A 19,876-nucleotide genomic window follows, 5' to 3' on the forward strand; every position below is an offset into this window, starting at 1 on the left:
AAGAAAGAGTGATTTCCATGCGTTTTTTAAGTCAACTACTTAATTACTTACAAACCACCCTAATTCCTAATCGTGTTTTTTTAAAAACTCGCTTGGCAGACATCACCCTTTATTTCTGTGGATTAGCGTGGATTTCCCTGTGGACGACGATCATCGATAGCATCCTGCTCGATCAATCGATCCCATTTGTGATCTGGTTCATCCTTCATTTTATCTTCATCGCAATCGCCGTTTTGTTGTATCTGTTATTCGTTTCTTATCTGAATCGTTGGCTCATCCAATGGCTTCTTCCGAAACCATGGGCATTTCGACAAGTATTCCCTTATACGGTTGCCGCCAATATCTGGACTTTTCCGATCGGCGTACTTTTCTATCAATTAGGAGCAACAACTATCGGAATATCCGTCCTGTTAGGAGGGCATATACTTTATTCGGTCCTCCCTCTCGTACAGGCGCGTAAAAAAAAGAACCCTTCCAAGGTCCAGCGGTGACCGGGCGCCGCATCTGATTTTTTCCCGACCGACAATCCGTCCGGCGGCGGATTGACTTTACACAATCCGTGTTAAACAATTGTAAATGTTCGATTTTCGTTCTTGTTTCTCGATTTTTAGGGAATAGTTCGATATGATAGTACAAGTAGTCATAAACAATCTGGCGTTATGCCGCAAAAGGGGATTTTCGATATGCCGAAAATGGTCCATCGCTCTAAGACTCGTCCCGTTCGTGTTGGGGACCTTGTCATTGGTGGAAGTAATGAAGTCATCATTCAAAGTATGACGACAACAAAAACACACGACGTCGAAGCGACTGTCGCTGAAATTTTACGTCTTGAAGAAGCAGGATGCCAAATCGTCCGTGTTGCTTGTCCAGAAGAACGCGATGCGCTCGCCCTTGCAGAAATCAAGAGCCGGATCAACATTCCGCTTGTCGTAGACATTCACTTCAATTATAAACTCGCTCTCATGGCCATCGAAGCGGGTGTCGATAAAATCCGCATCAACCCGGGTAATATCGGACGCCGCGAAAAAGTCGAAGCGGTCGTTACGGCAGCAAAAGCAAAAAACATTCCGATCCGGATTGGTGTCAATGCCGGTTCACTTGAGAAACATATTCTCGAGAAATACGGTTATCCGACTGCCCGTGGTATGGTCGAAAGTGCCCTGCATCACATCAAGATTCTTGAGGATCTCGATTTCCATGATATCATCGTTTCGTTGAAAGCATCTGACGTACAACTGGCACTCGAAGCATATCAACTCGCTTCTGAATCGTTTGATTACCCCCTTCATGTCGGAATCACGGAATCTGGTCCACTACGGACAGGTTCACTAAAATCGGCGGCTGGTCTTGGTGCGATTCTGTCACGCGGTATCGGGAATACGGTTCGTGTCTCACTTTCTGCCGACCCCGTTGAAGAAGTAAAAGTCGCAAAAGAAGTCTTGAAATCATTTGGTCTCGCAGCCAATGCCGCGACATTGATTTCTTGCCCGACATGCGGACGAATTGAAATCGATTTGATGGCAATCGCAGCAGAAATCGAAGACTACATCGATAAAATCCAAGTCAACATCAAAGTCGCTGTCCTTGGTTGTGCCGTAAACGGTCCTGGGGAAGCACGAGAAGCTGATATCGGGATTGCCGGTGCTCGTAACGAAGGTTTGTTGTTCCGTCATGGAGAAATCATCCGAAAAGTACCTGAGGCAACGATGGTAGAAGAATTGAAAAAAGAAATCGATGCGATTGTTCTTGAAAAAGAAGCAGAAAAAGAAGCTGCTAAAGCAAGCCAATCTTAATCCAAAAGAGTCCTCCGAGCGGAGTGACTCTTTTTTCGTCTCATCTTTTCGACTATGTTATACTAGTGGCAGAAAATTTATAGAATGTTGGTGATTCAAGTGAAAATCGGAATAGATATTGATGGAACGATCACTCATCCTTCTTCATGTTTCAACTATATGAATAAATATCTTGGTACATCGATTGATTTTGAGATGGCTTCTGAATATGAACTCCATACCTATACGGAGATGGATCAAATTGAGTTTTGGGAATTCATGGTCAAGTCCGGTCATGAATTAGGCATCTATCGTGAATCGATTCCTCAAGAGCTTGTTAAACAACATCTTTGGGATTTACGTAAACAATATGATTTACATTATGTGACGGCACGATCGGAAATCGTTCGTCCGGTAACGGAAGAATGGATCAAACAACACGAGTTACCACTCGATTCTCTGATCATGACTGGATCACACGACAAAGTTCAAGTCGTCCGGGACTTGGCACTGGATCTTTTCATGGAAGATCGATTAGAAAATGCGATTCAAATCGCGGAAGATACGTCGATTCCGGTCATCTTGTTTGATGCACCATACAATCGTCGCCCTGTCCCGGAAAACATCATTCGGGTGTCTTCTTGGGATGAGGCCGTTCAGACGATCCATAAGTTCGCACCGATTCGATAAATGGGGCTGACGCAAAAGTCAATCTTTACACAGACGAGGGTGGCAGATTGCAATTCTGTCACCCTCGTCTCGTTCAAGAGAAATCACTCGCTTTGATATGCTCCCCAATAGGTAGACAGATGAAATAAACAATCTGTTTTTCTATTAGGGGGGTCTTCTTTATGACAAGAACTAAGTATTCCGTTGAACAAAAATTAGAGGCACTCCGAATGCTTGCATCCAATAAGTATACGGTCCAGGAAGTGTGTAAGACCCATCGGGTCTCTAGGAGTACGTTAGAGCGTTGGAAGGCACGGTTGCATTCAGGTGGAGTGGCTTCTTTCGAGGAATCTTCTTCATTGAAAATCTATACGAAAGAGCTAAAGCAAGCAGCTGTCCGTGATTTCCAAGCCTACGAAGAGCTGAAATCGTACATCGAAGCTTATATATATTTCTATAACAACGGGCGTTTTCAAAAACGATTAAACGGCTTGAGTCCTATTGAATTCAGGACAAAAGCCGCTTGAGTGAGTTTTAATTATTTACACTGTCTACTTGACGGGGAGCAGTTCAGATTTCTGCGCTTTCAGAGACAAACAAGCCCTGTTTTCCTGCCTGGATGAGGCAGGAAAACAGGCTTGTGTCTCGTCTGAGCAAAGCGTGTGAAAAAGGAGTGATTCTTTTTAAAGTCAGCCCCATTTTTCTGTATGTTCCGATTAGACTATCGTACAACGATGACAGATTACATAGTATTTTTTTATCGTACCTAACGCGAAAGGATTTTTTTATGATTTCGACACTTAATATCTTTTTTTTGAACATCTGTATCATTTTTTTGATTTTGTCGGTCACGTTTTATTTGATGCGAAATCGACTGCCGATCCAAAAGGATTCTAAGGTATCTACCCGCTTTTATTTTGGTCTGGCGAATGGCGTGACCGGTATTTTATTGATTCATAACTCGATTTCCATCAACGGTGCTTTCATCGATTTACGGTTGTTGCCACTTGCCTTGTCCGCTTTGTACGGTGGTCCGATTAGCATCATGACGACCGGTTCGATGTTGTTACTCTATCGTGTTGGAATGGACATAGGTGAATCACTGACCGCCCTCGAGAATTCTATCATTACTTTGGTCAGCTTCATCGTCCTCGTCATTTTTTGTACATGGTTCATCAAACCAAAAGGATACCTTTTTACGATAATCGTGTCGATAGGTTCCTTCCTTGTCCTAGTAAGAATGTTACTCGGAAATGCTGAAACACATGCTTGGCAAACGATTTACTTGCCGTATTTTTTAATCACGGCGCTTGCTTCCTTTTTATTTTACCGCTTGTCCTATATGCTACAAGATCATTTTGTCCTCTATTCCTATCAATCTTATCTAGCTTCGACCGATCAACTCACCCGGCTAGCAAATCGTCATGTCATCATGGATAAAGTCGCGACGTTAGAACGCGAACAAGCTCCCTGGGGTGTCATCCTGTTTGATTTGGATTATTTCAAAGCTGTGAATGACCAGTATGGTCATGCCGTCGGTGATGCCGTTTTACGTCATTTTTCTGTTTTGTTAACACAAGAATGTCCCGATGAGGTGACCATCGGCCGGTATGGTGGAGAAGAATTCATTGCTATTTTTCCGAACACACTCCGTAGTTCTCCGACTGAGTTCGCGCAGCACATCGTGACTACCGTCACAGCAACACCATTCGTCATGCAAGATCACGCCCTTGCGATTACCGTCTCAGCCGGTATCGCCTTTGCTCAACGTCAGCCCGCTAGCACCGTCTTTAAACAGGCGGATGCCGCTTTATACGAAGCGAAAAAGAATGGACGAAATCAATCCTACTTGTATTCGAACTAAATCAGAACAATCAATCGTACATGTCGAACTTTACACGGAACTCGGGGCGGACTTAAATTCAGTTCCGACGTTTCATGTTTAGAAAAAATCCCGCGTCTTACACGACTCCTCCCGGAATGAACGTGTGAAGCGCGGGATTACTTTTGGGTCAGTCCTGTTTGTTTTGTTTTCAGCAAACAAATGATTTCATCCAGCAATACTGGTTTCGCAAAAAAGTAGCCCTGAAACAGATGAATCCCAATATCCTTAGCGATTTGAACTTCTTCTCCCGTCTCGACTCCTTCGACGATACACTCGACATGCATCGATTGACTGAGTTGAAAAATCGATTCTAGAATCGATTGCCGTTTTTCAGATTCTTCAATCTGTTCGATAAACTGTTTAGGTACTTTTAACTGACGAAGTGGCAGCAGGCGTTCGAGCACATGATAAGAAGCATGACCTGTCCCGAAGTCATCTAACGAAACGGGGAAATCCAATGTCTTGATACGCCGTAATGCCCGGAGAATCGGTTGACTTTCAAAATCCAACGACTGACTTTCCGTAATTTCAATCTTGATTTGTTTTGGTTTTAAAGAGTATTTCAGCAACATCCGCTCAATGAACGCCATAAACGAATCATGTGTCAACTGGCGGGGAGAAACATTGACCGACAAGCTGAAATCGTCTGAGACAAGACCAATCAACTGTTTTCTTGTCTTACATCCCTCTTCAAAAATCCACTCACCTAAACGGATAATCAAATCACTTTTTTCAGCAATCGGAATAAAAATCGTCGGTCGTCCGGCTCCCGTAATAGTGGTGTTCCAACGAACCAGTGCTTCCAGACCAATAAAACGTTCCTGTTCAGAATCATATTGTAATTGATACACCAGGTAAAAATCCCGATTCACATCCGCTTGCGATAACGCTTGAGCCGCCGCCACTCGTAAGGCCTGTTCGTTCCGCCAGTCCTGATTCAGACACATGACCTTTTCTGAGTTTTGGACGCTTTCCTGAAGTGCTGACGTGATTTGCCGGATTCGTTTCGTCATGCTGGTTTGATCGACTTCCCCATCATCGATGACGAGATATAGATTCACATAAATCTGATGCCGCTCGACTTGATAGGGGGCCGACATCTGCTGACTGAGAAGTTCCATCTCCTCCTGACAAGACACACCAGGCGGCTTTTCCATCACGACAACCAACGTCCCTCCTTCGACCCGGACAATCGTCAAATATGGGGGAAGTCGGGTTTGCAGACGGTCAATACAATCCAATAAAACCTGCTCTTGAATCTCGTCCCCAAAATATCGGGCCAATTCATAATAATTTTCAAGATGCACGCCGACTAATAAGAGGTGCTGATGGGATGTCTCTGAAAAACGTTCTTCTAGTCCCCGCATGTTCAGTAGCTGTGTTTGCAAATCATGACGTGCCGCCTCGTGTAATTGGTTTGCCAATAGCTGGAGACGACTTAAATTACGAAGATGGAGATGATTGATAATCAGGGCGATACAAATCGCGATCCCGATCATTCCCAGCCTGGCATAATGATCGGTCGGATCAATCTCAACCGATACCGTCTCCGAACGGAACATGACGTACACGTTCGTAGAGGCAATGATGAGAAGGGCATACCAAATCATGACCCGGTCATACGCAATCAAGGCAATCATCAAAAATATAAAACAACTGGCCCAGACCGTGACGGCTGCGTACGGTAACATACTAATTGATATAACTGGAATAATCAGTAACATGATAGATAGCAAATGGGATTGGTAACGATTCGACAATTGACTACGACTGATCAAAAACGTGATCAGACCGATACAAAGCAGGACAGTTACGATGGTCGAACGATCCAAGTAGGCGTTTTGAATGACCGTATCTGTCGTTCCCAAATAAACCAGTGCTCCTGCACTCATTAAAAACAACGCAAAATTTCCAATCCACCGCTGTTGGTTTCGAACGATCTCATCGATTGGTTGAATCGGCATCCGTCTCCTCCTTTCTTTCGGAATGTCTGTTTTAACTTTTCGACATCACTTCATGATACTCCTGTCATTCTACTCCTAGCAATCATCACTCAAAAAGACATGTCCCCTCTCAATTAAAGGAGTCAGGAACATGTCGTATACGATTCCACTTAAAAGTGGATGTCTGCTCGTCTATTTCCAGATGATAGATCAGCCCTCCACTTTACCTAACTGCTCAATCAAGTCTGTCGCGACGATGCTACTCGGATGCATCCGTTGTTCGACTTGTTTTGATGCTTGAGCATACCAAGACACCCCCATCGCAATCAATCGTTCGATCGAAAAGTGCTGATAATGTTTTCGTTGACCAAGTAAACTTGTAATCAAGCCAAACAACGTATCACCACTTCCACCTTTCGCTAATCCACTCGATGCACCGGCAATCACATATCCGCCACCGTCGGGTTTCGCGATCAAGATGACGTGCGATTTCAAGACGACGATTACTTGATGGAGCATCGCATACGCACTTGCTTGTTCAAACAAATCATCTTGAACCTCCGCGACCGTTTGATTCGTCATACGGGCGAATTCACCGATATGTGGCGTAACGACGATTGCCGCTTGACGTTCTGGATAACTGTCCCGAATGAGTGCACTCGCATCAAGCACAACCGGGATATCTTGCCGAAGCAACAGATCAATCCACTCGGAAGTAAACTCAGAAGATAGACCTGGTCCAATGCCAGCGACGTCGACTTGAGTGACGATACCTTGAATGGTTTCCGTCGTCTGATCGAGAATCATCGCTTCCGGTGCATTGATGATCAATCCGAGCTGAGCCGACGGGACGGTTGCGACTTGTAACTTCCCGATTCCTGTTCGCAGCGCTGCACGTGTGGCCAACTGAATCGATCCTGGCATCGTCTCGCTCCCTCCAATCAATAACCCCGTCCCGTAAGTTCCTTTATGTCCGTATGGATTTCGCGTCAACAACGGTTCAATCGACTCGTCATACAAAGACCATCCTCCAAAAGCTGGTAATCCTAAATCAATTTTTTTCAACTGTCCAAAAAACGGGGCCGTCTTTACTAAAAATGCAGATCGCTTAAAGGCATGCAGGCAAAACGTCGCATCTGCTTTTAGTCCTTGCCCTGAAAAATCACTCGTTTGATCCGTAGGAATACCACTCGGTATGTCGACCGCGTAGAGTCTAGCCCCTTGTTGCTGTTGCTCTTGCACCCAAGCAAACAAATCCGTTACTGATTTCGTGAAACGTGCACCATCAAAACCTGTCCCGAATACCGCATCGACAATCACATCATATTGACCACAAATCCCCTCGGCAACAAGACCAAATTTTTCAGCATATCGCGTGTGCAGCCGAGCCGTTGCCGTCTTCGGTTCTCCAAACGGCGCATGAAGCGTGATATCGTAACCGTCACGAATCAGTTCGCGACCGATGACATAGCCGTCCCCACCGTTATTGCCGGTGCCACACACAATCAAGATTCGTTCGTCGGCATCATGGTGTTCTTTGATTTGTTTTGCAATTTCACTACCAGCACGTTCCATCAACACCTCAAGGGGCAATCCGGACGTCTTTGCCCACTCATCGATTTGCCTCGCTTCATGCGTATCATAAATCATCTCCATCACCTCTGTTCGTCCTATTCCCGTTTTGGCTCATTTCAAGCTAAAAAGCCCCTTGCAAACGCAAAGGACTTCTTCATGATCCACTTACCTATTGTTGGCACGCCGCACAGCGTCCATAAATTTCAAACTTATGATCTTCGACTTCAAAACCTGAGTCTTTGATCGGCGCAACCCATTGCATCGGACAGACATCTAATGTTTCCGTCTTTCCACAGGTCCGACAAATCAAATGATGGTGGTGGTGTCCAGACTGACACGCCGCCCGGTACTTCATCTCCCCATCCAGTTCCGTCGTCTCTAAAATTTCGATTTCCGCAAAGTCATTTAAGTTTCGATAAATCGTATCATAACTGAGCGAAGGATGTGACAGGCGTAACTCTTCTGCGACTTCCCGCGCGCTGACATAGCGGTTGGCTTCGAACAGATAGGCTAACAAGTCCAGTCGTTTCGGTGTCATCTTAAAGCCGGATGCCTTCATCCGTTCACGCGCTTGTTCGATGTTTTTTTTCATGCGTTTTCCCTCCGATCCAAAACCGTTCAATGATCATGACGAGAATCAGTTCGATCACTGCCAACATGACAATCATCCCACCTGGTGCCAAATCAAACTGATAGGCAAGAATCAAGCCGGTGATCGTTGCGACTTCCCCAAATACGATCGCATAGAAAATCGTCGCCTTAAAGCTTTTCGCAAAACGAAGCGCTGCCGCGACCGGTAACGTGATCAAACTCGATACTAACAAAATCCCGACGACCCGCATACTGATTGCAATGACCAAGGCGACGACAATCATAAAGAGGATATGAACTAGTCGCAAGCGAATCCCGGAAACACGAGCTTGTTCTTCGTCAAATGATAAAAACAGTAATTCTTTATAAAATGCGATGACAAACACAATCACGACTCCCGTGACGATGAAAATCGTATACACATCCGTCAAGGTCACAGCTGAGACGGTCCCAAACAAAAAGGACACGAGATCCATCGAAAAGCCGTTGGCGAGGCTGATGAAGATTGCCCCGAGCCCCATTCCTGTCGCCATGATGATCGGGATGGCCAGTTCTTGAAAGTGTTTATATTTTGCCCGGAGCCAATCAATCGTCAAGGCGGCGATGACCGAAGTCACGATACCAAGATAAAGCGGATTCAAATCGGCCAGGCTCGCAACCATCCCGGAAATCAACAGACTGAGCGCAATCCCGGCGAGCGTGACGTGTGACAACGCATCCGCAATCAGACTCATCCGCCGGACGACGACAAAGGAGCCAATCAACGGTGCCGTAAACCCGATTAATACCGCCGCAATGAGGGCGTACTGTAAAAACTTCAGTGTCATGAACGCTTCAATCACTGGACGACCTCCCCTTGGTGGACTAAGACGCGTCCAGGGACTGGGTAAAGCGAACGAATCGTCTGTTCATCGAGTTCCCAGTATTCCTTGATACCACAGTTACAACCAAGCCGTCCGTCGACAAGGTGGATCACATCCGTCACGAGTTTACTGACGAAGTGAATGTCATGCGTCACGAGTACGAACGTCCGCTTTTTATCACGCCGTAATTCCTCTAAGATTTCATAAAACTCTTTGACGTACCGTTGATCGACTCCGACCGTCGGTTCATCTAAAATCATCAAGTCCGGATCATTGACGAGTGCCCGTGCAATGAAAACCCGTTGTTGTTGTCCACCGGACAGGTCTCCGACTTTCGAATCACGACGATCCCACATCCCGACCGTTTCCAGCGCAGTCTTGACCTTTTGGCGATCGAGTTTCGTCACACGACGGAACAGCCCTTTTTTGGCATACAGTCCCATCTCGACGACCTCGGCGACCGTCACCGGAAAACCTGAATTAAACGATGCTGCTTTTTGGGACACATAGCTGATTCGCCACCAGTCACTGAAGGCTGCTTGATCCTGTCCGAACAAACGAATCGAACCCGTCGGCTTTAATAATCCAAGCATACATTTAATCAAGGTCGATTTCCCAGAACCGTTTTCTCCGACAATCGCGAGAAATTGACCTTGTTCGACATCAAATGTCACTTCATTTAAAACACGTCGATCAGGATAATCATACGTGAGTTGCTTGATTTCAATAATTGGTTCAGTCATGTCTATTCTCTCCTTCCGTCTCATGTTAAAACGGAATAGTTACGTCTTATCAACTGTCTTATTATAGCCCCAGCCGTCATCCGGTGCAACTGATGTAACTTTTTTGTGAACGGACGGTTTTTGACAGACGCACAATGTACAATGAAAGTATACAAGCTGTCGTTTTCAGAATCCTTGATTCGGGAAAAGACGGATTGATAAGTGAAAGGGGGCGGATTTCTTTTGAAAAACGAATTAGCAGTCATCGATATCGGATCCAACTCGATCCGATACGTCATTTTCCATCCAATCGATTCCGGTCGATACATCGAAAAAATCAATGTCAAGGTCGTGGCTCGACTATCCGCTCATATTGATGAGGACGGTGCATTAGATCCACTAGGAATTCGCTTGTTGTGTGAGACGTTACAACGTTTTTACGAAATCGGCGTCACCCACCTCGTCGAAGAGACGATTTGTGTCGCGACAGCCGCCATTCGAAATGCCAGTAACCGCGAAGACATCATTCATGCCGTTGAACAAGAAACACCGTTTACGATGCGTGTCCTTTCGGATGAGCAGGAAGCCTATTATGGCTTCTTCGCCATCATCAACTCCACCTTTTTAACGGATGGCTATTCGGTCGATATCGGTGGTGGTTCGATGGAAGTCACGTTGATCGAAAATCGTGAAATGGTCGCGTACCACAGTTTTCCGTTTGGTGCCGTCACCTTGACACGTCAGTTTCTCTCTGGAGAAACGATGACATCGGGTGAACAAAAAAAATTAATCAAATTTTTACGGGAACAGTTCGATGATATTCCTTGGCTTAAAAACAAAAAGCTCCCACTGATTGGCGTGGGTGGTTCAGCCCGAAACTTCGTCCGAATCCATCAGTCGACCATGGATTATCCCTTACACGGGATTCATCAATATCAAGTCCGGGCAAAGGAATTAGGAAAATTGATTGATGAGCTGGAAGATAAAGCACCTAAACATCTCACGAAAATTGAAGGATTATCCAAAGACCGGGTTGATATCTTTTTACCTGCGTTGATTGCGATTCATGAGCTGGCGTTACATATCGAAGCTGATCAGTTTGTGATGAGTAATTACGGGCTGCGAGAAGGGCTGGTCTATGAATATGATTTACGGGAACAGAATCAACGGCGTATCGAAAACGTTCGGGAGGAAAGTCTTTACCAGCTCGAGAGTGATTACAAGGTCAACCGGGACCGAACGAACTACCTGGGTACGATCGCTAAATCGATTTATCGACAACTCGTCACACTCGATATCATTCCGGAACGGGCCGCCGATTTACGATTACTCGATTCGGCAAGCCGACTGTTGTACTGCGGACAATATATCAATCCAGATACACGTTCCAATCAGACCTTTTATCTTTTGACGAATACCGATTTAAAAGGCATGACCCATAAAGATCGTCTGGCGCTAGCCCTCGTCAGTTCTTATTCTTCTTCTAAACGGATGCACCAGCTCTTGAAACCTTTTAAGGATTGGTTTACCGATAAATCAATCGAACGTTTTGATTTACTTGGTTCAATCTTGAAACTGACGGAGGCACTTGATGTCACAGAACGTCGAGCCGTCAATAGTGTCGAGCTTGCGCTAGAAAAGGATGGAAAAAATATCCGCATCATTCTTGATACGGGTGATCATGATTATGGATTTGAAGTCGAAAAAGCAGAAAAACAAAAAAAACATTTAGAACGTGTCATCGACCGGTCTATTCAGTTAGATACTAAAGGAGGCGGCCTTATATGAAGATTGACTCCCCGGAGTTCTTCAACAACCGAGAAATCAGTTGGTTACAATTCAACGAACGTGTATTAGGTGAAGTCCTCGATACACGAAATCCTTTAATGGAACGCTTTAAGTTTTTAGGGATTTTCAGTTCCAATCTGGATGAATTTTATATGGTTCGTGTGGGCGGACTGAAAGACGAAGTGTTAGCAGGATTCAATAAACCGGAAAATAAACAATACCTCACCCCAAAACAACAGTTACGGGCCATCGCAACAAAAACAAAAGAACTTGTCGATCAGCAGTATGAAGCGTTTAAAGAATTGACCCAAGCCTTGAAGACAGAAGGTGTCTCCTTTTTAAAACATGAAGAATTAAATGAAATCCAAGCGGAATACGTCAAAGCCTTTTTTAGAGAACAAGTTTTCCCGGTCTTGACGCCCGTTGCTGTTGACGCCTACCGCCCCTTCCCGATGTTGTCGTCAAAATCATTGAACATCGCGACGGCACTCGAAGCGGAAGACGGCTCGAAACGAAATTTAGCAATCGTTCAGGTCCCTGCCGTCTTGCCACGGTTTGTCGATTTACCGGTAGATGATGAAGAAACGACGGCTGTCATCTTACTGGAAGATGTCATCATCTCGTTCATCGATTCCTTGTTCAAAGGCTATCGCGTATTATCCGCCATGCCGTTTCGGATTACCCGGAATGCTGATTTGCCGTTCCATGAAGAAGGGACCCATGATTTATTGAAATTGATTGAAAAAGAACTGAAGAAACGCCGTTGGGGAGTTGGAATTCGGCTCGAAATCCAAAAAAATGCCATCAATACGAATTTACTGAATATGCTACGTGATGTGTTGGATCTACAAGACCGGGATATCTATGCCGTCGATGGACCCATCGATCTAACATTTGCCTTTGCGTTTTACAGTCAAATCGGTGTTGAATACGATCATTTGATTTATCAGACGATCATGCCTGTCGAACCTCCTGCTCTAGAAAAATCAAAAAATTTATTCGATCAAATATTACAACAGGATTATCTGCTGCATCACCCCTACCATACGTTTGATCCTGTCGTCCGGTTGATCGTCCAGGCTGCCAATGATCCAAACGTACTGGCTATCAAACAGACGTTGTACCGTGTCTCCGGGGACTCTCCGATCATCAAAGCGCTCAAAACGGCTGCTGAAAACGGAAAACAGGTCACGGTCCTCGTCGAATTGAAGGCACGTTTTGATGAAGCGAAAAACATCGAATGGGCCAAACAATTAGAAAAAGTAGGAGCCCACGTCATCTATGGTTACAGTGATTTAAAGACCCACTCTAAAATCACATTGATCGTCCGCCTGCAAGAAGGACGCATCCAACGATTCGTCCACCTTGGAACGGGGAACTATAATGATTCCACGGCTAAGTTGTACACGGATATCGGTCTTCTGACAGCGCGCGAACAGATTGCTGAAGATGCCACGAACTTCTTTAACTGGTTATCCGGTTACGGGGAGCAGCCACAGTGGAATGCGCTCCATACCTCACCAAACTCGATGCTCGAGAAATTTTTATCGTTGATTGACGAAGAAATCAAATACCATAAAAAACATGGAAATGGACGAATCGTCGCTAAAATGAACAGTTTGACGGAAAAAGATATCATCTTAAAACTGTATCAAGCTTCGCGAGCCGGTGTCCGAATCGAATTGATCGTACGAGGTGTCTGTTGTCTTCGTCCGCAAGTCAAAGGCGTCTCGGAAAATATTCGTGTCACATCGGTTGTCGACCGGTATCTCGAACATTCACGAATCTTTTATTTCCACCATAATGGCGACGATTTGATCTATTGTTCGAGTGCCGATTGGATGACTCGGAACATGCGGAAACGGATTGAAATTCTTTTCCCGATCATCGATGAAGAACAGAAAAACTATATCAAGGATTGTTTGGCGCTGACGTTAGCCGATAACGTCAAGGCACGCGAGCAAGATGAACATGGTGTCTATCACTATGTCACTAAGGGTAAACAATCTTGCGAATCACAAATTTTGATTCAACATTATACAAATGGAAAATTGAAAGCAAAACCTTCTTTTGATCGTCCTTTGGATCAAAAATGGATTCCGGTTGAGAAATCAGAAGAGAAGATCACCTTTGATCCGAATTCTTCCAAAAAATAATCGTTGTTTAACGTCAGACATCTTCATATAATAAACATGTAAGCGTTTTTCATATGAAGAAAGGACTGGACCTCATGCTTCAACAAATTTTATTGTCTTTGCTAGCCGGTATCATCTGTGGCGTCGTCTTCACGGCTCTCAAACTGCCAATTCCCGCTCCGCCCGTTTTTCCGGCCATCGTCGGGATTTTCGGTGTGTTTCTTGGTATGAAAGTATTTTTATTCGTTGCTGACCGTTGGCCGTTCTGATTGCCTAACGTGCAGTGCGTTCCACATAAAAAGCGTTTTTCTTCTCCGATTGGACAAGAAAAACGCTTTTTAGTTATTTTTTTAATGCTTCTGCAATGACGTTGTCCCAATTGACGTCATCACAAGCTGTTTTGCAGGTCGGCTCTACCTCACAGGTCGCACATTTTCCTTTTTTCGCTTTTTTCGTGAAGCGGACTAACGAAAAACCCGCATAACCAAATACGAGTAGACCAATAAACAAGTCGATCAGATGCATCGTCATTCCTCCCTTAAGAAAATCCTAGGGCTTGTCCCGTTTGGTAAATCAAAAACGAAATCCCATACGCAACAAACAATCCGTACAGACTCGCAATCCAGGTCCATTTTACACTACCGACTTCTCGGCGAATGACCGCTACGGTTGCAAGGCATGGCACATACAGTAAAACGAATGCCATGAAGCTGTATGCACTAAGCGGTGTAAATTGTCCGGACAATTGCCGTCCGAGTTCTGATTCATTTACAGCATAAATAATCGCCATCGTCGAGACGACGACTTCTTTTGCTAAGAAACCTGTAATCAAGGCGGCTGCTGCCTGCCATGTGCCAAAACCAAGTGGGATCAATAACATTGCAATCAGACCACCAATCATCGCCAGGAAACTGTCATTCATGTTGACATCGAAGCCCCCTGGTCCGGTATAGGCAAGTAACCAGATGACAACCGATCCGCCAAAGATGAACGTCCCTGCTTTCCGGACGAATCCTTTCCCTTTTTGCCAAGTACTACGCCATAACGTTAACCCTTGTGGAACACGATATGGTGGTTGTTCAACTAAAAATAAACTCGTTGCATCTTCGGCCGCAAGGACTTTTGAAAACACTTTTGCCGCAAGCAATGCTAACACGATACCAAGAATATAAAGTGATAAGACAATCGATGCCTGATTACTCGCAAAAAAGCTTCCTGCGAATACAGCGTAAATCGGTAATCGTGCCGAACAAGACATGAACGGTGAAATGAAGATCGTCACCAGTCGTTCCCGCTCTTCTTCTACGGACCGTGCTGCCATGATCCCAGGAACATTACACCCGAATCCAATGATCATCGGGATAAAACTTTTCCCGTTCAATCCGACCATCTGCATGAACCGGTCCATGACGATTGCGACACGCGCCATATATCCGGAATCTTCAAGAAACGAGATGAAGAAAAATAACACAAAGATTTGAGGTACGAACACCAAGACGCCACCTACACCTGCGATGACCCCATCGATTAATAAATCTTGGATGAAGCCGGATGCACCAAGTTGTGTCAGCACAAAGACGACTCCCGTCGAAATCGGGCCTTCAATGACCGTTGCCAACAAATCCGACAAGGGGGCTCCAATCCAGTTAAACGTGACATGGAATAAGACGTATAACACCGCAAAGAAAATCGGTAATCCAAGAATCGGATGTGTGACGACTGCGTCAATCCGATCCGTCCACGTTTTTCGCTCTGACTTTTCTTCGACGACGGAGCTCGCACGAATGGCGATTGCCCAGTTTCTTCGGCACTCGGTAATATGCGCATGAATGAACCGACCGAGCTGATGTTCCAACTGTTTCCGGACTTCAATGATGCTCGGCGCTTTTGTTTCAAGGTATTCGACGAATACCCGATTGCCTGCTAAATATTGAACGGCCATCCAACGTTCATTTTCTAGCAACCCGGCTTGTTCGATAATCGTCGTGATGGCTTGTTCCGTCTCCGGACCATAGTCGATTCGTAAAGGTGTGTTCGCCTTGTTGGCGATGGACGACAACAAGACTTCACAGCCGTCTCCTGTTCTTGCGACGATCGGAAACACATCGACACCGAGTGCGGTTGCTAATTGTTTGGCATCAATCGTCGTTCCTCGATTACGCGCGACATCCATCATATTTAACCCAATCTGAATGGGTTTTCCGATTTCCAGAAGTTGTGCCGTCAGTTGTAGGTTTCGTTCCAGCTGGGAAGCATCGATGATATTGATCATGCCGTCAAACGAGTCTTCCATCAAAAAACGGGCAACAACTGCTTCGTCTGCTGACAGTGGATCGAGATCATATATCCCCGGTAAATCAATCAACTGCCCTCGATTTCCGTGCAGTTTTCCGACCTTTTTATCGACCGTTACACCAGACCAGTTTCCGACATGAGCGTACGATCCTGTCAATCGATTGAATAAAGACGTTTTCCCGGTATTTGGATTCCCTAACAGGGCGATTTTTTGAGTCATGGTGAGAACACTCCGATATTCTTGGCATCGCTTCTTCGGATCGCAATCATTTGATGGTGATCACGTTGTTCTATCGTCAAAGGACCATGAAAGCTCGCTCGTCTTTTGACGACGACCGGACATCCTTCATAAAATCCAAGCGCAAGTAGCCGTCTTCGGAGTCGATCTTCTATTTTGTTCAAGTCAGTCATCACAACAGGTTGATCAATTGGAATCATTGCTAAATCAGTCATGCCCTTTCCTCCAGTACTCCATTTTCACTGATAATAATTATCAGTCTTGATTATATCATGAGGACACCATCTAAAAAACAGTAAGCACCCCGGAGATGAACATCCGGGTTGCTTACTGTTACGGTGATGATTCATCTGATGTCGCTGCAATATCCTTGATTTCATGCAACCCTTGATGTGCCAACCGATGACAGGTCGGACATACCGTTTGGAAATGGCCTTGATGTTCGTGCCATTCCAGGATCGATTGCTGTGTGTTTCCACAAAGCTCACAGGTCTTTTCTAAAGGCGTCAGGTGATTCCGTTCCCGAAACCGTTCCATCCGACGTTCTTTCGCCTGTTCGATGGTCGTCACATCAGACTCGAAATGACCCGCCTGCCATGCTTCTACCAACCATTGTCTGATTTTCGGATCCATCTGTCCTGGGGTAATCTTTAAACCTAGAAGCGAAGAACCTAACAACGGATGACGTAAATCGACACTAATCAAATCCAGACAAGCATACGTCTGTTCTTGTTCATCCGCCTCCCTCAACCAGTGAGGGTCGGCAGGACGTGTTGTATATTCGCTGAACAGGACTTCGGCGTAAGCGATGATTCCATCCTTCGTTGCCAAAAAAACTTCTTCCCCTTCGGATAACTCTGCCGGCAAATAAAACGGCTCTTTGGTTTCATAATACGTGACAACCGCTTGACGTAAGGCAAATTCCGACTCTTCTATGATTAGTAGATGACACACGCGACAGACACCTCTCTCGTTTAAATGGATGTACCGATCAGTGGTAAACGCCACTCGGCATCAAAATTCCCCGAGCGTAACATCGCAATCTCTTCTTGATACGGAGCCACTTTCTTTTTAGGATCAAGTCCGATATACGGTGTCTCAAGAATTTTTGGCAAATGTGCCAAGTCCCGGTGATGTACGATCCGATGTAACGGATCAAATCCGATTTCACCAAAACCAATGTTTTCGTGACGGTCTTTTTTAGCACCTCGGATGTTTTTTGAATCATTGACATGAATGACGCCAAGGCGGTCGATGCCAACGATTCGATCAAATTGTTCGAGTACCCCGTCCAAGTCATGGACAAGGTCGTATCCGGCATCGTGGACGTGACATGTATCGAGACAAACAGATAGACGATCATTATGGGTTACACCGGCGATGATTTCTGCAATCTCTTCAAACGTCTTTCCGATTTCCGATCCTTTTCCAGCCATCGTCTCAAGCGCAATCTTGACTTGTTCATCTCCCGTCAACACTTCATTGAGTCCTTCAATGATTCGTTTGATGCCAATTTCTTCTCCTGCGCCGACATGGGCTCCCGGATGAAGTACGATATGCTTCGCCTTTTCAAGCGCTTCTGCCCGACGAATCTCTTCTGCTAAGAAGGATACCGCCAGTTCAAATGTTTCTGGTTTTGTCGTATTTCCTAAGTTGATGATGTAAGGCGCGTGGACAACGATTTCTTCAATCCCGTTCGCCTCCATGTGCAATAAGGCTTCCGGAATCCGGAGGTCACTGATCGGCTTTCGTCTTGTGTTCTGAGGTGCTCCTGTATAGACCATCATCGTCGTCGCTCCGTAAGATGCCGCCTCTTCGCTCGCACCAAGCAACATCTTTTTCCCTGAGAGGGACACATGTGAACCAATTTTCATTCGAATTTCCACCTTTCTTCTGTTCCTAGTGTACCAAATGTCGAAAAAAACAAGAACCTTTAGCCATGCTAAAAAACAAAGTCCACGGATCGATGCCGTGAACTTTGCTTAAAGGGTTGATCCTCGACGAATTCGCCGCAGATTCATTATTTTGATTTGCTTGCATTCGCCTTACGCTCGGCACGACCAACTCCACGTTGTTCCTTGATGCGTTCGCGTTTTGCTGTTTCTTTCAGCTTATACTGGTGTTTCTTTTTATAACCTGGTTTTACGCGTTTTTTCGCTTTTGCAGCTTCACCAGATAAACGACTGTGTGCTGTTTTCGAAACGGCTGTCTTCATGTTTGGTTTAGCACGGCGGCGTTCTTTGACTTCGCTGACTTGACCGCTTTTCACATCGACGTTCGTAAATTCAATGCCACGATCCTCTAAGCGGTTGATTGAACCATTCTCATGGTCTTCGAATAGCGTGTAAGCCAAACCGTCTTGGTCGACACGACCTGTCCGTCCGACGCGGTGTACATAAAAATCAAGATCTTTTGGAATACCATGGTTGATGACATGCGAGACACCTGAGATATCAATACCACGCGCTGCAAGATCCGTCACGATGACGTATTGGTACTTCGCTTCATTGATTTCCTTGATGGCTTGTTTCCGACGGCGTGCCGGTAAGTCACCGTGAAGCGAACCGACATTGAGTCCCGCTTCAAGGAAGAGGGCTTCAAGTTCAATTGCTTCTGTTTTTGTATTCGTAAAGACAAGACAGATATACGGGTTAAGCGCCTTTGCCAGTTTCAATGCCAAATCAGAACGATCACGGTGTTTGACAGGAACGGTATGATGGACGATTTTCTTAGCTGTCTGTTGTTTTGGATCCACATGTGCATAACGTGGGTTGTTCATGTATTTTTTTAAGAACGGTTGCAGTTTCTCTGGAATCGTTGCTGAGAAAACCATCATTTGCAATTTCTCTGGGAGAGCTTGCGCAATCCGGTCGACTTCTGGTAAGAATCCCATATCGAGCATTTGATCCGCTTCATCAATGACATAATGTTTGACGAAATGTGGTTTCAAGGCTTGCTCTTTAAACAGATCCAAAATGCGGCCCGGTGTTCCGATGACGATTTGTGGAGACACTTTGAGACGTCCAATTTGACGTTCGCGGTCCATTCCACCTGTGATCAGACTCGTTTTGATGTAGTCTGGTTGTTTGACGAGGATTGATTTCAATTCCTCGTGAATTTGCCAAGCGAGTTCACGTGTCGGTGCAACGATGATCGCCTGCATTTCCTGTGACGCTGGATTGACGTTTTGAACGATTGGTAACAGGAACGATAACGTTTTTCCTGTTCCAGTTTGTGATTGTCCAATGATATCCCGCCCTTTGAGCGCTGCCGGAATGATCCGGGATTGAATATCGGTTGGTTTTTTAATACGTGCGTCTTCGAGTGCTTCGACGACGAACGGGTGCAAATCAAAATGGCTGAATCCATTCATATTTGTCACCATCCTTTCTCTTTCTTT

General features: G+C 45.3%; 19 protein-coding genes and 1 pseudogene. 9 read left to right on the forward strand and 11 right to left on the reverse strand.

Going from position 1 to position 19,876, the window contains the following annotated elements:
* Positions 1 to 17 precede the first annotated feature (17 nt).
* The 6 genes and pseudogenes from KNQ13_RS01220 (at position 18) to KNQ13_RS01240 (ending at position 4,305) form a co-directional block, all read left to right on the forward strand.
* A complete protein-coding gene (locus KNQ13_RS01220; protein ID WP_236624412.1) occupies positions 18 to 491 on the forward strand; it encodes a hypothetical protein in 474 nt (157 codons plus the stop codon).
* A 192-nt stretch (positions 492 to 683) separates the two neighbouring features.
* Positions 684 to 1,793 carry a flavodoxin-dependent (E)-4-hydroxy-3-methylbut-2-enyl-diphosphate synthase gene (gene ispG / locus KNQ13_RS01225; protein ID WP_014969835.1) on the forward strand — a complete coding sequence of 370 codons (1,110 nt, stop codon included), beginning with the start codon at positions 684 to 686 and terminating at the stop codon, positions 1,791 to 1,793.
* Positions 1,794 to 1,877: 84 nt separating this feature from the next.
* Positions 1,878 to 2,462, forward strand: a complete 585-nt coding sequence (locus KNQ13_RS01230) for a 5' nucleotidase, NT5C type (RefSeq protein WP_014969834.1) — start codon at positions 1,878 to 1,880, stop codon at positions 2,460 to 2,462.
* Positions 2,463 to 2,623: 161 nt separating this feature from the next.
* A pseudogene (locus tag KNQ13_RS16095) lies at positions 2,624 to 2,818 on the forward strand (transposase); the annotation flags it as partial.
* On the forward strand, positions 2,801 to 2,968 hold the full coding sequence (locus tag KNQ13_RS15910) for an IS3 family transposase (RefSeq protein ID WP_256439755.1): 168 nt from the start codon (positions 2,801 to 2,803) through the stop codon (positions 2,966 to 2,968). The pseudogene KNQ13_RS16095 and the gene KNQ13_RS15910, both read left to right, overlap by 18 nt.
* Before the next feature lie 260 nt (positions 2,969 to 3,228).
* The gene (locus KNQ13_RS01240; protein WP_026831040.1) at positions 3,229 to 4,305 is read left to right on the forward strand and encodes a diguanylate cyclase; all 1,077 of its coding nucleotides are present in this window, start codon (positions 3,229 to 3,231) and stop codon (positions 4,303 to 4,305) included.
* A 137-nt stretch (positions 4,306 to 4,442) separates the two neighbouring features.
* Here the strand turns inward: KNQ13_RS01240 and KNQ13_RS01245 are convergent, their stop codons facing one another.
* The 5 genes from KNQ13_RS01245 to KNQ13_RS01265 form a co-directional block, all read right to left on the reverse strand.
* Positions 4,443 to 6,290, reverse strand: a complete 1,848-nt coding sequence (locus KNQ13_RS01245; RefSeq protein ID WP_026831039.1) for a GGDEF domain-containing phosphodiesterase — start codon at positions 6,288 to 6,290, stop codon at positions 4,443 to 4,445.
* Between the two features lie 189 nt (positions 6,291 to 6,479).
* Positions 6,480 to 7,925: a bifunctional ADP-dependent NAD(P)H-hydrate dehydratase/NAD(P)H-hydrate epimerase gene (locus tag KNQ13_RS01250; RefSeq protein WP_051590520.1), complete on the reverse strand. Its 1,446-nt coding sequence runs from the start codon at positions 7,923 to 7,925 to the stop codon at positions 6,480 to 6,482.
* Between the two features lie 88 nt (positions 7,926 to 8,013).
* Positions 8,014 to 8,436, reverse strand: coding sequence for a Fur family transcriptional regulator (locus KNQ13_RS01255; RefSeq protein WP_014969832.1), 423 nt, complete (start codon positions 8,434 to 8,436; stop codon positions 8,014 to 8,016).
* Positions 8,408 to 9,277: a metal ABC transporter permease gene (locus KNQ13_RS01260; RefSeq protein ID WP_014969831.1), complete on the reverse strand. Its 870-nt coding sequence runs from the start codon at positions 9,275 to 9,277 to the stop codon at positions 8,408 to 8,410. The genes KNQ13_RS01255 and KNQ13_RS01260 overlap by 29 nt, the downstream gene beginning before the upstream one ends.
* Positions 9,274 to 10,041, reverse strand: coding sequence for a metal ABC transporter ATP-binding protein (locus KNQ13_RS01265; protein ID WP_014969830.1), 768 nt, complete (start codon positions 10,039 to 10,041; stop codon positions 9,274 to 9,276). Before KNQ13_RS01265 ends, KNQ13_RS01260 begins: the two co-directional genes overlap by 4 nt.
* Before the next feature lie 222 nt (positions 10,042 to 10,263).
* On the opposite strand from KNQ13_RS01265, the gene KNQ13_RS01270 reads away from it, so the two are divergent.
* From KNQ13_RS01270 to KNQ13_RS01280, 3 genes are all read left to right on the forward strand, one after another.
* Positions 10,264 to 11,808, forward strand: a complete 1,545-nt coding sequence (locus KNQ13_RS01270; protein WP_026831037.1) for a Ppx/GppA family phosphatase — start codon at positions 10,264 to 10,266, stop codon at positions 11,806 to 11,808.
* Positions 11,805 to 13,964 carry an RNA degradosome polyphosphate kinase gene (locus tag KNQ13_RS01275; RefSeq protein ID WP_026831036.1) on the forward strand — a complete coding sequence of 720 codons (2,160 nt, stop codon included), beginning with the start codon at positions 11,805 to 11,807 and terminating at the stop codon, positions 13,962 to 13,964. The genes KNQ13_RS01270 and KNQ13_RS01275 overlap by 4 nt, the downstream gene beginning before the upstream one ends.
* 74 nt (positions 13,965 to 14,038) lie before the next feature.
* On the forward strand, positions 14,039 to 14,212 hold the full coding sequence (locus KNQ13_RS01280) for a XapX domain-containing protein (RefSeq protein ID WP_014969827.1): 174 nt from the start codon (positions 14,039 to 14,041) through the stop codon (positions 14,210 to 14,212).
* A 73-nt stretch (positions 14,213 to 14,285) separates the two neighbouring features.
* On the opposite strand, the gene KNQ13_RS01285 is transcribed toward KNQ13_RS01280, so the two are convergent.
* From KNQ13_RS01285 to KNQ13_RS01310, 6 genes are all read right to left on the reverse strand, one after another.
* A complete protein-coding gene (locus KNQ13_RS01285; RefSeq protein ID WP_026831035.1) occupies positions 14,286 to 14,468 on the reverse strand; it encodes a FeoB-associated Cys-rich membrane protein in 183 nt (60 codons plus the stop codon).
* A gap of 13 nt (positions 14,469 to 14,481) precedes the next feature.
* Positions 14,482 to 16,458, reverse strand: a complete 1,977-nt coding sequence (gene feoB, locus KNQ13_RS01290; protein ID WP_209547902.1) for a ferrous iron transport protein B — start codon at positions 16,456 to 16,458, stop codon at positions 14,482 to 14,484.
* Positions 16,455 to 16,691 (reverse strand): FeoA family protein, encoded by a 237-nt coding sequence (locus KNQ13_RS01295; RefSeq protein ID WP_026831033.1) that lies wholly within the window; start codon positions 16,689 to 16,691, stop codon positions 16,455 to 16,457. Before KNQ13_RS01295 ends, feoB begins: the two co-directional genes overlap by 4 nt.
* 118 nt (positions 16,692 to 16,809) lie before the next feature.
* Positions 16,810 to 17,430: a hypothetical protein gene (locus tag KNQ13_RS01300; protein ID WP_014969824.1), complete on the reverse strand. Its 621-nt coding sequence runs from the start codon at positions 17,428 to 17,430 to the stop codon at positions 16,810 to 16,812.
* A gap of 20 nt (positions 17,431 to 17,450) precedes the next feature.
* Positions 17,451 to 18,350: a deoxyribonuclease IV gene (locus KNQ13_RS01305; protein ID WP_014969823.1), complete on the reverse strand. Its 900-nt coding sequence runs from the start codon at positions 18,348 to 18,350 to the stop codon at positions 17,451 to 17,453.
* A gap of 146 nt (positions 18,351 to 18,496) precedes the next feature.
* Complete coding sequence (locus KNQ13_RS01310; RefSeq protein WP_014969822.1) at positions 18,497 to 19,849, reverse strand: DEAD/DEAH box helicase; 1,353 nt, start codon at positions 19,847 to 19,849, stop codon at positions 18,497 to 18,499.
* Positions 19,850 to 19,876 lie beyond the last annotated feature (27 nt).

Origin of the sequence: Exiguobacterium sp. s128, from assembly GCF_018618815.1 — a bacterium.
In the GTDB taxonomy this organism is placed as follows: Bacteria; Bacillota; Bacilli; order Exiguobacteriales; family Exiguobacteriaceae; genus Exiguobacterium_A; species Exiguobacterium_A antarcticum.